Below are 13,678 nucleotides of genomic sequence, written 5' to 3' on the forward strand. Positions count from 1 at the left end.
CATGGGATGGCCAAAAGCGGCCATCTGAATGTTTGGCGACGCCACCGCCCGTGTGCAAGGACGGGCGGCCTAAAAAGACCGATTTAGTTGAGGCGCAGCCGCAGCTTATGCAGGTTGAACGCCGAGGCCAGCTCGGTTTCGGCGTTCATATCGCGCGCTTGGCTAAGGGCTGCCATGGCCCCTTGAAGAGCGCCCTGCTTTTCACGCGCCGTTGCCACGTCCAGCCATGGACGGTGGTCGGTCGGGTCCAGAAGGGCACGGCGCAGCGCCGAGCGCTCGGCCTGAGCATAATCTCCGCGCTGGATGGCATAGGCGAAAATCAGGTTCTGCAAACGCAGCAGGGCTTGCCGCTCGCTGATCGGTGCCATCAGCAGGTCCAGGCGATCGGCCACATGGGGGGTCAGGCCCGCGTGCAGAGCTCGGCGGGTCAGTTCACTGGGCAGAACCAGACGGCCCTGACTGAACGGATCAAGGGCCACAGGACCATCGGGCGTTTCCACTCTCAGCAGCACGTGACCGGGAAAATCCACGGCGGCGGCTTCGAGACCGGCGCGGCGGGCAGCTTCCAGATAGAGGATGACCAAGGCAGCCGACCATCCCCGTCGCGTCTCGGAGATGGTTATGATGTCGGCTGCATGCTCGGAGGCGGCGTCGAGCAAATCCCCGTTCAGACGAAAATCGCCCGCCAGTGTCTCGGTCAGCGCATCGTCCGGTGTTTCTTCCTCGACCCGCTCTCGCAGACGCTTGGCCGCGTCTTCCACCAGACGACGCACGACCGACGCATCGCGGCGCGGCTGATCGTGAAGTGCGCAGGCGATGGCCGCCTCCAACAAGGGAAAGCAGGCGTCATCGGCCTTTCCGGCGTCCTCAAGAGTGTTAATGGCCTCTTGCGCGGTCAAAACGCGGTTCCTTGCGTAGTCGTCAGTCCTTTGAGATGGCGCGGCAATCGTCCCGGTGACAGAGCAATCAGGTCCAGCCGCGGCTCAAGTTTCTGTAACGAAGGACGGGTCCGAACAATTCGATTTCCGGCGTTAAGTAGCCGCTCCTGCTGATCGGAACTCAGCGCCATCAGGGCCAACTCGGGCGACTGTCGGCGTTTGACCTCTACAACCGCCAGTATACTGCCTTTGCGCGCAAGCAAATCGATTTCTGCTTGCGGGGTCTTCAACCGGAAGCCCAGGATTTGATAGCCCTTGGCCATCAGATAGAGCGCCGCCAGCCATTCGCCTTGGTGGCCCTGCTTGCGGGCGTTCAAACCGTTGCGAGAGCGCGCGGCGCGTTGTGCGGCGCGGGGTTCCGGCAGGTGGTCAGGCGGGCAGCGCATGCGATCAGTGGCCTTTTAGGTCCAATGCGCGTTTGTAGAGCATCTTGCGTGGCAGGTTCAGCGCCTTGGACACCTCGGAGGCAGCTTCGCCCGGCGGCAGGCGGGTCAGGGCTTCGGCCAAGGCGGCGTCGATATCGGTTTCCGATGCGGCAGTCTCCGCACCGGGGCCGACTACGACCACGATTTCGCCCTTGGGGGCGTCGCAGCGCGGGTCATTGGCCAGTTCCGAAAGGCTGCCACGGACGCATTCCTCATAGAGTTTGGTCAGCTCGCGCGCCACAGCGGCAGGGCGATCGCCGAGCACTTCGGCCATGTCTTTCAGGCTGTCCTGAAGGCGCGGGCCGCTCTCGAAAAAGATCAAGGTGTGCAGACTGGTGCGCAGGGCCTCGAGTGCTGTTTTACGGGCGGCGGATTTGGGGGGCAGAAACCCAGCGAAGGTGAACCGGTCGGCGGGCAGGCCGGCGACGCACAGGGCGGCCAGAGCGCTGGACGGGCCGGGGATCGGGTGAACCTTGATGTCTTCGGCAATAGCGGCGCGGGCGACGACAAAACCGGGGTCCGACACCATGGGGGTACCCGCATCCGAAACAAGGGCGACGACCTTGTCTTCGCGCAGATACTGCATGGCCACTTCTGCCGCGCGCTGGGACGTATGATCGTCGCAGCGTTCAAGCTTGGCCTTCAAACCGTAGGCGGTCAGTAATTTGGCTGTCACGCGGGTGTCTTCGGCCAGCACCAGATCAGCTGCCGCCAGAACATCCAGCGCCCTGAGCGTGATGTCGCGCAGGTTTCCGATCGGTGTGGCCACCAGATAGAATCCACCCGAAACAGGGCGGGGCGGCGGAGCGGTCGGGGCAAAAAGCGGAGCTTCGGACATTGGCCGGACCCTGCCAGCCTGTGCCCCGAAACGCAAACGGGGCCGCTCGAAGGCGGCCCCGCACGCGAGACGTACTATCGTCTGAAGGACACGTTAGACGCGAGGACCGCGTCCACGTATCCCGCCTACAACCAGCGACACGACAAACAGAATAACGGCAATGATGGCCACGAATTTCGCGATTTCCATCGAGGTGCCGGCGATACCGCCAAAGCCGAGAAGCGACGCGACTAGAGCGATAATGAAAAAGATGATGGCCCAACGCAGCATAGGTTCCTCCGGGGGATTATTTTTGAAAGTAGAGGCCAAGTGAGTGGCGTCGCAAAACTAACGTGCCGGTGGGGTTGCTGTTCCGCCTAGTGTTAAATGTTGGTACCAAATGAAAAACGGCACCCGAAAGGGTGCCGTTTTGTATGCGTATAACGCTTGATGTCTTAGCGGCGACGTCTGCGGCTGCTGCCGTGACGACGCTTGCCGGAGCGGCTGTCTTTGTGGCCTGATTCATTGAAGGCCGTCAGAGCCAGCGCCGCCAGACCGGGCTTTCTCAGAAGCACAGCGCCTGCACCCAAAGCCGCCACGATGGCGATCACCGGGCGTTGTTGCACCATGTGCAGCACGCGGCCGACCATGGAATCCGGCTCGTCTTCATCTTCAACGTCGCTGTCGTCGTCACCGTCGGCCTTCTTGGAGAAGGTCATATAGGCGATACCGGCGATCACGGCGAAAATGCCCGCCGTGGCTGCCGCTGCGCCCAGTGGAACCAGAACCAGGCACAGGCCGTAAAAAACGGTTGCGCCCAGAGCGATGATGGCCACAAAGGCGGCGGCCGCAGCGACGGCGCCGGCAACGACGCGATTGATCAGGCCGCGGATCATCAGTTGCGACGACCGGCGAGCAGCAGACCGATGACCACACCGACGCCGAGGGCGATGGCGGTCGATTGCAGCGGGCGCTCTTGCACGCGCTCGGTCACATAGCGTTGAGCTTCGTCCAGACGTTCCTGAGCGTCGTCGTAGTATTCGCGACCCTTTTCACGTGCCTGACCGTAGACTTCCTTGGCCTTCTCGGTGGCTTGCTCGGCCTTTTCGCGCACAAGGGCTTCAGCCTTGGCGGCCTTCTGGGCGGCCTTTTCTTTCAGAGCAGCCGCTTCGGCGCGGGCAGCGGTCTTTGCATCGTCCGTCAGGGTCACAGTGTCTTCCTTGAGGGTCTTGAGATCGTTCTTGAGAGTCTCGCGGGTTTGCGACGTAGCCATGGTGCGTCGTCTCCGTAAATAGCTTAGCTGTAAAATATGAGCTCAGGAACCGAACGTCACAGAATGGTCGAAGTTCCCCGTGCGACACAACGTCAGGTGACATAGATACGCGAATAAGCCTCGGTCTTCAAAGGTAAAGCTTGTCGAATAGTGCTGGTCGGTCCGAGCGTTCAGGCTTAGATATTGGCTCATGACAGACTGGTTGATCGCTCCACCGCCCGCTGCGTCTTTGGCCATTGCCGACGATGCCCGTCGTTTCGCCGTTCGCCGCATCTATTGTGTGGGCCAGAACTATGCGGCGCATGCCCGTGAAATGGGCGCGGATGCAGACAAGCCCGATCCCTTCTTCTTCACCAAACCCGCCGATGCTCTGGTGGTTGACGGTGCCGATCCGACCTATCCGCCGTCTACGTCCAATCTGCACTATGAGGTCGAACTGGTGGTGGCTATCGGCGAGACCGGTCAACCGGTCGGCTGGGCGGTCGGCGTCGATCTGACCCGCCGCGACCTGCAAAGCGCCGCCAAGACCAAGGGGCGTCCATGGGATGCGGCCAAGGGCTTCGACCAATCGGCCCCGTGCGGCGCGCTGAGCCTGAAACCGCCTGCGCCGGATGCCGCTATCCGCCTCAGCGTCAATGGCGAGGTCCGCCAGTCCAGCCGCCTGTCCGACATGATCTGGGACGTGGATGGTATTGTCGCCAAGGCTGGCACTCTGTGGAAGCTGTCGGCGGGCGATATCATCTTTACCGGTACTCCCGAAGGCGTTGGCCCTCTGAGCCCCGGTGATCGGGTCGAGGCTGTCATCGACGGCCTGCCGCCGCTGTCGTTCGTGGTTCGCGCATGATCCTGCACGGCTATTGGCGCTCGGGCACCAGCTATCGCACGCGGATCGCCCTGAACCTCAAGGGCCTCGACTATCGGCAGGCCCCGATTGACCTGCGCACCGGCGCGCAAAAGTCGGATTCCTATCTGGCGCTGAATCCACAAGGTCTGGTGCCGGCTTTAGAGGTGGACGGGCAGGTGCTGACCCAATCGCCTGCCATTTTGGAATGGCTGGAGGAAACCCATCCCGAACCGGCCCTGCTGCCCAAGGATGCGGCGGGCCGCGCTGTGGTGCGGGCCATGTCAGCGCTGATCGGCTGTGATGTGCATCCGCTCAATAATCTGCGTGTGCTTAAGGCGATTAAGGCCCTGGGTGCCGATCAGGACGCCAGCGACCAATGGGCCCGTCAATGGATTGCCGAAGGCTTTGCGGCCTTGGAGGCTCTGGTGGCGCGTCATGGTCGGGGCTGGTGCTATGGCGATCAACCGACCTTGGCGGACTGTTATCTGGTCCCGCAGATCTATTCCGCCAAACGGTTCAATGCCGATCTGACGCCCTATCCGCATTTGCTGGCGATAGAGGAAAAGGCGCAGGCCCATCCGGCGTTTCAGGTCGCTCATCCGGACCAGCAGCCCGACGCCGATTAAGGGCGGGTGGACGGAGCGATTTCAGGGTAAATTTACGCTTCACCCTCTTTAGGGATCGCTGATCAATCTCGCGTAAACCTTCATCGGTAAAAATCGGTGTTGTGAGATTCTTTGACGCCCAAAATCCAGTGGAGCGCCTGGCCCTAGCTGTGGGCGTGGAGGCAGACCGCCAACGCCCTATGCCGCAGTTGCAGAGGGAGGAGGCCGTGCGCCAAATCCTGCAAACTGCGGCGGATGCGGGCGTGTCGCGCGTGGCCACCAAGCCGGAAGGCGATGGCGAGCGTCTTTTGGGACTGGGCTGGCCGTTTCCCTCGCCGTTCCGCGTTTCGGTGCGGACTGTGCCTGTCAATGACGGCGTCGATCGCGCCGAGGCTCGCGCCCGTCGCTCTCTGGAACACATGGGCCTGCCGCGCGGCGATACTGTGCTGGTGCAGGCGGCGACCGATCTGGTCGGCGAGGATGGCCGTGCCCTGTGGGCGCGCCTTCAGGGCTTAAAGGATCGTGGCCTGTTCCGCCGTATAGGCTTCATCGCCTCCATCGAAGACAGTCCTGCCGTTCTGGCCCGCCGCTTCCGCCCCGACGTGGTGCAACTGCCGTGCAATGTGCTGGACCAGCGCGCGGTCAGCACCGGCATTCTGGACCAGTTGGCAGAGCAGGATGTGGCGGTTCATCTGTCGTCGGTCTTCGCCAAGGGGCTTTTGTTCAGCGCCATGGAAACCCTGCCGCCGGAAATGGGCCGGATGGTGCCGCAACTGTCGCGCATCCGTCGCCGACTGGCCGAGGCGCGAGTGGATCCTATGCAGGCCGCCCTGTCCTATACCCTGCGCCAAGAGGGCGTTGAGTGCGTGATTGCCAAGGTGCATTCGGCGGCCCAACTGCGTGCCATCATCGCGGCCTCGCACGCGCCATGCCCCGATATGGACTGGAAGGCGCTGTCGCTGGAAGCCAATGCCGTCTCCAGCCGGTTTGGCGTGGTCGCTGCCTGACCGGCGGGCATTTCCTCCCCATACGTTTGGCGATTTTGGGGATCAGTTGAACGCTGTCCCTTGAGACACCTGCTCTGATCCGCCACCTTGGGGCTCATATGAACGCCCCGATTGCCCATCCGCCCAAAGTTGACCTGACGCCTGATGCCGGAACCACCCCGGTCATGGCGCAATTCCTGACGGCCAAGGCCAGCCACCCCGATGCCATGCTGTTTTTCCGCATGGGCGACTTTTACGAGCTGTTCTTTGATGATGCCGAAAAGGCGGCGGCGGCTCTGGGCATCGCCCTGACCAAGCGTGGCAAGCACAAGGGCGAGGATATTCCGATGGCGGGCGTGCCGGTGCACGCCATGGACGGCTATCTGGCCCGTCTGATCCGTCAGGGCTTCAAGGTCGCCGTCTGCGAACAGATGGAAGACCCGTCGGAAGCGAAAAAGCGTGGCTCCAAGGCGGTGGTGCGCCGTGATGTGGTGCGCGTCGTCACCCCCGGCACCCTGACAGAAGACAGCCTGCTGGATGCGCGCGGGGCCAACCGTCTGGCTGCCGTGTCGGTACGCAAGGGCAAGGCCGCTGTGGCAGTGGTCGAACTGTCGGCAGGGGCGGTGGATTCCGTGGCCTGTGATCTGGGCGATCTGGCCTCTGTGCTGGCGGCCTTCCGTCCCTCGGAAGTGCTGGTGCCGGACCGTCTGTTCGGGGATGAGACGTTGAAGGCGGCGCTGGATGGCTCGGGCGGTGTGGTTCAGGCCATCCCCTCGGCCTTGGGTGAGCCGACCGGAGCGCGGGATCGGGTCCAACGCCTTTATGGCGTCTCGGCCCTCGATGGCTTTGGCCATTTTGAAGAGGCCGAGGTTTCGGCGCTCGGCCTGATCGCGGCCTATCTGGAGACCACACAGGCGGGCAAGATTCCGGCTTTGGCCCCGCCGCGCCGCACGGGCGAGGTCGGCCATCTGGCCATTGATCCGTCCACCCGCCACAGTCTTGAAATCGACCGCACCCAGCGCGGCGAGCGCGATGGATCGCTGCTGCACTGTATCGACCGCACTGTCACCTCGGGCGGGGCGCGGGCTTTAGCCGAGCGGATCGCCCGTCCGCTGTGCGATCCGGCCCTGATCAATGCCAATCTGGATGCCGTGGGCTGGATGGTCGAGAACCGTCCGCTGCGCCGTGATCTGCGCGATATTCTAAAGGCTTCGTCGGATGTGGCGCGGGCGACCTCGCGTCTGGCGCTGGGCCGTGGCGGGCCGCGCGATCTGGCGGCTATCCGCTCGGGTCTTCTGTCCGCCGAAGCGATCGGCGCGCTGTTTGCCGCCAGCCGCAATGATCCGCTGACCGGACCGCCCGCTCGTCTGCAATCCGCGCTGGCCGATCTGACGCTGGATGCCGATCTAGCGAACCTGCTGGCCGATCTGCGCGAAGGCTTGGCCGATGAGCCGAGCCATCTGGTGCGCGACGGCGGCTTTGTTCAGCCGGGCCATCGCCCCGAACTCGACGCGGCCCGTGCCCTGCGGGACGACAGCCGCCGCGTGATCGCCGAACTGGAAGCGCGCGCTATCGAGGAAAGCGGTGTCGCCTTCAAGGTGCGCCACAATGCCGTGCTGGGCTATTTCCTCGAAGCCACCGCCAAGGCCGCAGAACCTTTGATGCGCGCGGGGCCGGACAGCCCTTTCATCCACCGTCAGACTTTGGCCAATCAGGTGCGTTTCACCACGGTCGAACTGTCGGAACTGGACGCCAAGATCAGTCAGGCGGGGCACCGCGCCCTCGCTATCGAAACCGAGACTTTCGAAAGCTGGCGCCGCGAGGTGGCGGCTTTGGCTCCTCGTCTTCAGCGCGTGGCCGAAGCCATTGCCGAACTGGATGCCCATGCCGGTTTGGCCGAATGGGCCGAGGAGGTCGGGGCTACCCGTCCGGTGGTTGATGACGGCCTGTGCTTCTTCGTCGAGGGTGGTCGCCATCCGGTCGTCGAGGCCGCTGTGAAGGCGCAGGGCAATCCCTATACCCCCAATGACTGCCGCCTGTCGGGCGATGGTCAGGGCGGCTCGCGCCTGTCGATTGTGACCGGCCCGAACATGGCCGGTAAGTCGACCTTCCTGCGCCAGAACGCCTTGCTGGTGATACTGGCTCAAGCCGGTGCCTTCGTGCCCGCGCGCACCATGCATCTGGGCGTGGTCGATCGCCTGTTCAGCCGCGTGGGCGCGGGCGACGATCTGGCGCGTGGGCGCTCCACCTTCATGATGGAGATGGTGGAGACCGCTGCTATCCTGTCGCAAGCCACGCCACGCAGCTTTGTTGTGCTGGACGAGATCGGACGCGGCACGGCCACCTATGATGGTCTGGCCATCGCATGGGCCACCGCCGAGGCCCTGCACGAAACCAACCGCGCGCGCACCTTGTTCGCCACCCACTATCACGAGCTGGCGCAGCTGGAGGAGCGTCTGGACTACGTCTCAAACCTGTCCATGGCGGCCAAGGAATGGAACGGCGACCTCGTCTTCCTGCACGAGGCGGTGGTGGGGGCGGCGGACCGCTCTTACGGTGTTCAGGTCGCGCGTCTGGCGGGTGTGCCGCCCAAGGTGGTGGCCCGCGCCAAGTCGGTGCTGGAAAAGCTGGAGAAGGAAAAGACCTCTTCGGCCAGCCTGAACGACCTGCCTTTGTTTGCTGCCGCCCAGCCCGAGCCAGAACCGGCGGGGCCGTCGCCGGTCGATCTGGCACTGGCGGACATCTCGCCCGATGACCTTTCGCCGCGCGAGGCGTTGGAGGCATTGTACCGCCTCAAGGCGCTGGCCACGGACAAAGCCTGATGATCGACCCGCGCCTGATCGACGCCGCCAAGGCCGACGATGTGCGCGGGGCTGTCGCCCGGATATTGCGCGAAGATCTGGATGCCGACCGCGACCGCGCGCGGCGTCGTCTGGAAGCGGGTGGAGACGGGGCCGATGTGGCGCGGCTATATGCCAAGGCCGCTGACCGGATGCTGGTCAATCTGTGGGATTTCACCACCCAGGTGCTGTACCCGCAGCCGTCGGACAAGCTGACGCTTGTGGCTGTCGGGGGTTACGGCCGCGGCGTGTTGGCACCCTATTCAGACCTTGATCTGCTGTTCCTGCGTCGCCCGCGCGCGGCGTCCAAACGCTCCGAACAGGTGGTCGAGTTCGTCCACTATGTGCTGTGGGACTTGGGGCTGAAGGTCGGCTCGGCCTTCCGGTCGCTGGGCGAGGCGCTGGAGCTGGCCGACAGTGACATGACCGTGCGCACCACTTTGCTGGAAGCGCGCGTATTGGCGGGCGATGCCGAGTTGGGCGAGGGCCTGATCAAACGCTTTCGGGCCATGGTCATACAGGCCGACCCGCGCCCCTTCATCGCCGCCAAGATGACCGAACGCGATGCCCGCTTGCAAAAATCGGGTGCTGTCCGCTATCGGGTCGAGCCCCACATCAAGGACGGCAAGGGCGGCTTGCGCGACCTGAACACCCTGTTCTGGATCGCCCTGTCTCTGGCCCCCGACAGCGAACGGGGCAAGGCCGCGTTGCAGGGCTTGTTGTCCGCTCAGGAAATGCGCCGCTTTCGCGAATCCATCGGCTTTTTATGGCAGGTGCGCATCCATCTGCATCTGATCGCAGGCCGTGCCGAGGAAAAGCTGACCTTCGATTTCCAGCCCGAGATCGCCCGCCGCATGGGGTGGCGCGGGCGCGGTGACGAATTGGCGGTCGAGCGGTTTATGCGCCGCTATTTTCAGGTGGCGGCCCAGGTGGGAGCCCTGACCCGCGCCGTCTCGGCCCAGCTGGAAGCCAGACAGCAAAAACGCGCCGAGGGCCTGCATCGCGGCCTGTCGCGGCTGCTGAGCCGCCGTCGTGTAAAGCTGGCTTTTGACGGGTTAGAGCTTGAGGGCGGGCGCCTGACGGTCACCCATCCGAATATCTTTGCCAAAGACCCTGTGCGGCTGTTGCTGCTGTTCGTTGAGGCCGACCGGCTGGACGTGGACTTGCACCCCGACGCCTTTGCTGCCGTCATTCGGTCGCTGTCGCTGATCAGCCCGCAGTTGCGCCGTGATCCGCGCGCGGCACAGGCCTTGTTGAGGATACTGGCGCGCGGTCGGCGGCCCTATCGCATCCTGTCGATGATGAACGAGACGGGGCTGTTGGGGCGGTTCCTGCCCGAATGGGGGCGGATCGTCGGCCAGACCCAGTTCAATATGTACCACGCCTTCACCGTGGACGAGCATACATTGCAAGCCATTGGTATCATTGATGATATCAAGAAGGGCAAGCTGGAAGCCGACCACCCTGCGGCCTCGCGTATCATACACAACATCGTCGATCCTGAATGTCTGATGCTGGCCATGCTGTTGCACGATGTCGGCAAGGGCGGGGACCGTGGACAGTTGGAAGACGGGGCCATCGCTGCACGACGTGCCTGCGAGCGGCTGGGTCTTGATCCGCGCCGGATCGAACTGGTGGTCTGGCTGGTGCGCAGTCACCTGCTGATGAGCGACTATGCGCAAAAGCGCGATGTGTCCGACCCGTCGACCGTGCGCGCCTTTGCCGAGGTCGTGGGCGATCTGGAACGCCTGCGCATGCTGATGGTGCTGACGGTGGCGGATATTCGCGCCGTGGGGCCGGGGGTATGGAACGGCTGGAAGGGGCAGCTGATGCGGGCCCTGTTTGACGCTACCGAAGCTCTGTTCAGGGGCGGGGAGATTGAACGCGAGGACGTTCAGGACGAGTTTTCGGCTCTGGTCGAGAAAGCGCGCTTTGCGGGCGTGGCGGTCGAGACGCAACTCCCTGACGGGCCGCTGGAATCCACCTCCCGCGTGGTCGTCGCGACGCCTGACCGCCGTGGCCTGTTTGCCGATATGACCGCCACGCTCTCCTTTGCGGGGGCTGATGTTGTGGGTGCGCGTCTGGCCACAGGCGATGACAGCATGGCGCTGGAGGTGTTCGAGATTCAGGACGGGGCGGGCGAGCCCTATGGCCGCCGCGAGCCGCGCCGTCTGAACATTCTGGCCAAGTCTTTGGAGCGGGCCGCACTAAAAGGCGCGCGCAGCTCGGCGCTGGGCAGCGAGCGGGTCAGTGCCCGCCATGCCGTGTTCGACGTGCGTCCCGTGGTGCGGATCGACACCCAGACGGGCCGCAGCGCCGTGGTCGTGGAGGTGTCAGGCATCGACCGTCCGGGTTTGTTGGTCGATCTGGCGCGTACCTTCTCACAGCACGACTATTCCGTACGCTCGGCCCACATCGCCTCGTTTGGCGAGCGGGCGGTGGATGCCTTTTATCTGACCGAACTGGATGGCTCTAAACCTGTCGACAAGGCGCGGCTTGAAGCCCTTCACGCCAGTTTGTTGGTGGTCTTGGACAAGCGGCCAAAGGGACCTGAAGGCCGCCGTATCACGCCCGTTCGGGCCAGTACGCGCGACGTGTCGGTGATCGGCACGGCACCGGCGGCCACCTCACCCGTATCCAAGAGCGATCAGGCGCGCTAAGCGCTTGGCGACGAGGAGCCGTCCGTGAACGATAAAACCGATCAAGCCCTGAAATCTGTCGCCGAAACCGAGGCCGAAAAGTCCCTGACGGGTCAGGTCGAGCCGGACGCGCCAGCCCAGAAAAGCAGCGGCGTGGCCAAGTCATCGGCTATTTTCGGGGGCATGACCCTGCTCAGCCGTCTGGCCGGCTTTGCGCGCGATCTGGTGGTGACGGCAGCGCTGGGGGCCTCGGCTGGCCCCGCCGCCGATGCCTATTATACGGCCCTGAACTTCCCCAATCTGTTCCGCCGCATCTTTGCCGAGGGGGCCTTTGCCGCCGCCTTTGTGCCTGCCTATGCCCGTAAGCTGAAAACGGATGGCGAAGCCGCCGCCGATCAGGTGGCGACCGACGCTCTGGCCGTCATCGCGGTGGTGACGCTAGCTCTGACCCTGATCGCCCAACTGGCCATGCCGTGGCTGATGACGGTCATCAACATCGGCTTTCTGGACGATCCGGCCCGCTTCAAACTGGCTGTGGTCCTGACGCAGATCACCATGCCCTATCTGCCGTGTATGGCGATCGCGGCCCTGCTCAGCGGCGTGCTGAATGCGCGTAACCGCTTCATCGTCTCGGGGGCCTATCCGATCCTGATGAACGTCATCATGTTGGTGGCCGTTTACACGACGAAGGATGACGGCCCTATTGCCGCCGCCACGGCCGCCAGCTGGTCTGTGCTGGTTTCTGGCGTGGCGCAGGCGGGCCTGTGCTGGTGGGGCGTGCGCAAGGCCGGAGCCAATGTGCGCATTCGCCTGCCGCGCCTGAGTCCCGAGGTCAAAGCCATCATCATCACCGCCATTCCGGCGGCCATCGGCAACAGCGCCACCCAGATCAACGTCTTCCTGTCCGGCAACCTGTCCAGTTTCGTGAACGGTGGCCGTACCTGGCTGGCGACGGCTGACCGCCTGTATCAGCTGCCTCTGGGGCTGGTCGGTGTGGCGATCGGTATTGCCCTGTTGCCGCGCCTTTCCTCGGCAGTGGCGAGTGGCGACCGACAGATGCAGCAGTCCTCGATGGATGAGGCCATGATCATCTCCATGGCCCTGACCCTTCCGGCAGCCGCAGCATTGATGGGCATGCCTTTCCTGTTGATCGATGGGCTGTTCACCCGCGGCGAGTTCCTGACGATTGACGCCATGAACACGGCCAAGGCCCTGTTGCAGTTCGGCTGGGGCGTGCCGGCCTTTGTGCTGATCCGCATTCTGGCCCCCGGCTTTTATGCACGCGGAGACACGCGCACGCCGATGCGGTTTGCGTTGATTTCAGTGGCGGTGAACGCCGCCGTCGCGGTGGCCCTTTTCTTCGGGGGAATGGGCGTGCCGGGCATTGCCGCTGCGGTTAGTGCGGCGGCATGGAGTAACGCCCTGTTGCTGGGCCTCACCTTGTGGCGTCGCGGCCATTACCGCCCCAGCCAGACCACCCTCAGCCGTCTGGCGCGCATCCTGATGGCCAGCGCCGGTATGGGCGTGTTTGTAGCCCTGTGTTCGTGGGGGCGGGACTATATCCAAGACCCTATCGCCCAGGTCCTGGCACAGATCGGCACCGACCGTGGCGGCAAGGAGCTGGCCATGTTGCTGGTCGTAGGCCTTGGCGGTCTGGCTTATCTGGCGCTGGCCTTTGCCACGCGCGCCGTCACGGTGCGCGACTTGAAACGGCTCTTAAGGCGCAACTGATTTCTGGTTGAGCAAGGCCCTTAGCGTCGCTTTGAACATCAGTGCCCCGTGCGGCCCATCGGTCGTATGGGTCAGGGTGCGCAAGGGCTCGTCCATCAGGTCGAACAGGTTGGTCAGGGCGCGGTTATAAAGAGCCCAACCGCGCCTGTCGGAATAGCCGCTCACAGGATGGACGCCGCGCGCTTCGGCAAAGGCGGCTTTGATCGCCATCATATTCAGCCGCAGCATCGGCCCGTTCATCCGCAGGTGTTCTTTCTCTTCCAGAGAAAAGTCGACGGTCTGAAGCGTGTTGATCAGTGCGCGAATATCCTCCCGCGCCAATGCCAGCGCAGGGGGATAGGCCTCTTCAAGATGGTAGTAAATCGCGTCCAGATCCGCGTTCACCAACAGCGACCGTTTATGATCGGATATGTCGTCGAACAGCGCCAACAAAAGGACAAGCATCCGCTCCAGCGCCTCGCGAGGTGCAAAGTTTTCCAGAGGGGCGACTTCGAAATCATCCATCAGTGACCGTGGGGGTACGGCGAATAAGGTACTTCACGTAACACAGTTCGCAAATAACAGCCAAGGTTTTCCAGAC

At 63.5% G+C, this 13,678-nt stretch carries 13 protein-coding genes; 6 read left to right on the forward strand and 7 right to left on the reverse strand.

The features are described 5' to 3' along the window. Window positions 1–83: 83 nt before the first annotated feature. From B3B04_RS03735 to B3B04_RS03760, 6 genes are all read right to left on the reverse strand, one after another. A complete protein-coding gene (locus B3B04_RS03735) occupies window positions 84–899 on the reverse strand; it encodes a transglutaminase family protein (RefSeq protein WP_292040007.1) in 816 nt (271 codons plus the stop codon). Next, window positions 896–1,324 (reverse strand): YraN family protein, encoded by a 429-nt coding sequence (locus B3B04_RS03740; protein ID WP_292040009.1) that lies wholly within the window; start codon window positions 1,322–1,324, stop codon window positions 896–898. Before B3B04_RS03740 ends, B3B04_RS03735 begins: the two co-directional genes overlap by 4 nt. 4 nt (window positions 1,325–1,328) lie before the next feature. Then, the gene (rsmI, locus tag B3B04_RS03745; protein WP_292040011.1) at window positions 1,329–2,201 is read right to left on the reverse strand and encodes a 16S rRNA (cytidine(1402)-2'-O)-methyltransferase; all 873 of its coding nucleotides are present in this window, start codon (window positions 2,199–2,201) and stop codon (window positions 1,329–1,331) included. Between the two features lie 93 nt (window positions 2,202–2,294). Further along, window positions 2,295–2,471 carry a DUF1328 domain-containing protein gene (locus tag B3B04_RS03750; RefSeq protein ID WP_292040012.1) on the reverse strand — a complete coding sequence of 59 codons (177 nt, stop codon included), beginning with the start codon at window positions 2,469–2,471 and terminating at the stop codon, window positions 2,295–2,297. A gap of 164 nt (window positions 2,472–2,635) precedes the next feature. Beyond that, complete coding sequence (locus tag B3B04_RS03755) at window positions 2,636–3,076, reverse strand: hypothetical protein (protein WP_292040013.1); 441 nt, start codon at window positions 3,074–3,076, stop codon at window positions 2,636–2,638. Beyond that, window positions 3,076–3,453, reverse strand: a complete 378-nt coding sequence (locus B3B04_RS03760) for a DUF883 family protein (RefSeq protein WP_292040015.1) — start codon at window positions 3,451–3,453, stop codon at window positions 3,076–3,078. The genes B3B04_RS03755 and B3B04_RS03760 overlap by 1 nt, the downstream gene beginning before the upstream one ends. Before the next feature lie 190 nt (window positions 3,454–3,643). Between B3B04_RS03760 and B3B04_RS03765 the strand changes: the two genes are divergently transcribed. From B3B04_RS03765 to murJ, 6 genes are all read left to right on the forward strand, one after another. Continuing rightward, entirely contained in the window at window positions 3,644–4,297 is a 654-nt protein-coding gene (locus tag B3B04_RS03765) for a fumarylacetoacetate hydrolase family protein (RefSeq protein ID WP_292040017.1), read from the forward strand. Further along, a complete protein-coding gene (maiA, locus tag B3B04_RS03770; RefSeq protein ID WP_292040023.1) occupies window positions 4,294–4,923 on the forward strand; it encodes a maleylacetoacetate isomerase in 630 nt (209 codons plus the stop codon). Before B3B04_RS03765 ends, maiA begins: the two co-directional genes overlap by 4 nt. A gap of 128 nt (window positions 4,924–5,051) precedes the next feature. Further along, window positions 5,052–5,909 carry an aldo/keto reductase gene (locus B3B04_RS03775; protein ID WP_292040052.1) on the forward strand — a complete coding sequence of 286 codons (858 nt, stop codon included), beginning with the start codon at window positions 5,052–5,054 and terminating at the stop codon, window positions 5,907–5,909. A gap of 98 nt (window positions 5,910–6,007) precedes the next feature. Then, window positions 6,008–8,710 carry a DNA mismatch repair protein MutS gene (gene mutS / locus B3B04_RS03780; protein WP_292040025.1) on the forward strand — a complete coding sequence of 901 codons (2,703 nt, stop codon included), beginning with the start codon at window positions 6,008–6,010 and terminating at the stop codon, window positions 8,708–8,710. Beyond that, window positions 8,710–11,388: a [protein-PII] uridylyltransferase gene (gene glnD / locus B3B04_RS03785; protein ID WP_292040027.1), complete on the forward strand. Its 2,679-nt coding sequence runs from the start codon at window positions 8,710–8,712 to the stop codon at window positions 11,386–11,388. Before mutS ends, glnD begins: the two co-directional genes overlap by 1 nt. Window positions 11,389–11,412: 24 nt before the next feature. After that, a complete protein-coding gene (gene murJ / locus B3B04_RS03790) occupies window positions 11,413–13,098 on the forward strand; it encodes a murein biosynthesis integral membrane protein MurJ (RefSeq protein WP_409516056.1) in 1,686 nt (561 codons plus the stop codon). On the opposite strand, the gene B3B04_RS03795 is transcribed toward murJ, so the two are convergent. Then, window positions 13,084–13,602, reverse strand: a complete 519-nt coding sequence (locus B3B04_RS03795) for a hypothetical protein (RefSeq protein ID WP_292040029.1) — start codon at window positions 13,600–13,602, stop codon at window positions 13,084–13,086. The two genes, murJ and B3B04_RS03795, sit on opposite strands and share 15 nt — an antisense overlap. Between the last annotated feature and the right edge of the window lie 76 nt (window positions 13,603–13,678).

Origin of the sequence: Brevundimonas sp. UBA5713, from assembly GCF_002419815.1 — a bacterium.
GTDB lineage: Bacteria > Pseudomonadota > Alphaproteobacteria > Caulobacterales > Caulobacteraceae > Brevundimonas.

Coding starts and splice junctions, on each gene's coding strand:
- B3B04_RS03740 (WP_292040009.1), bottom strand. CDS start 1,324: ATGCGCTGCCCGCCTGACCACCTGCCGGAACCCCGCGCCGCACAACGC.
- rsmI (WP_292040011.1), bottom strand. CDS start 2,201: ATGTCCGAAGCTCCGCTTTTTGCCCCGACCGCTCCGCCGCCCCGCCCT.
- B3B04_RS03750 (WP_292040012.1), bottom strand. CDS start 2,471: ATGCTGCGTTGGGCCATCATCTTTTTCATTATCGCTCTAGTCGCGTCG.
- B3B04_RS03755 (WP_292040013.1), bottom strand. CDS start 3,076: ATGATCCGCGGCCTGATCAATCGCGTCGTTGCCGGCGCCGTCGCTGCG.
- B3B04_RS03760 (WP_292040015.1), bottom strand. CDS start 3,453: ATGGCTACGTCGCAAACCCGCGAGACTCTCAAGAACGATCTCAAGACC.
- B3B04_RS03765 (WP_292040017.1), top strand. CDS start 3,644: ATGACAGACTGGTTGATCGCTCCACCGCCCGCTGCGTCTTTGGCCATT.
- maiA (WP_292040023.1), top strand. CDS start 4,294: ATGATCCTGCACGGCTATTGGCGCTCGGGCACCAGCTATCGCACGCGG.
- mutS (WP_292040025.1), top strand. CDS start 6,008: ATGAACGCCCCGATTGCCCATCCGCCCAAAGTTGACCTGACGCCTGAT.
- glnD (WP_292040027.1), top strand. CDS start 8,710: ATGATCGACCCGCGCCTGATCGACGCCGCCAAGGCCGACGATGTGCGC.
- B3B04_RS03795 (WP_292040029.1), bottom strand. CDS start 13,602: ATGGATGATTTCGAAGTCGCCCCTCTGGAAAACTTTGCACCTCGCGAG.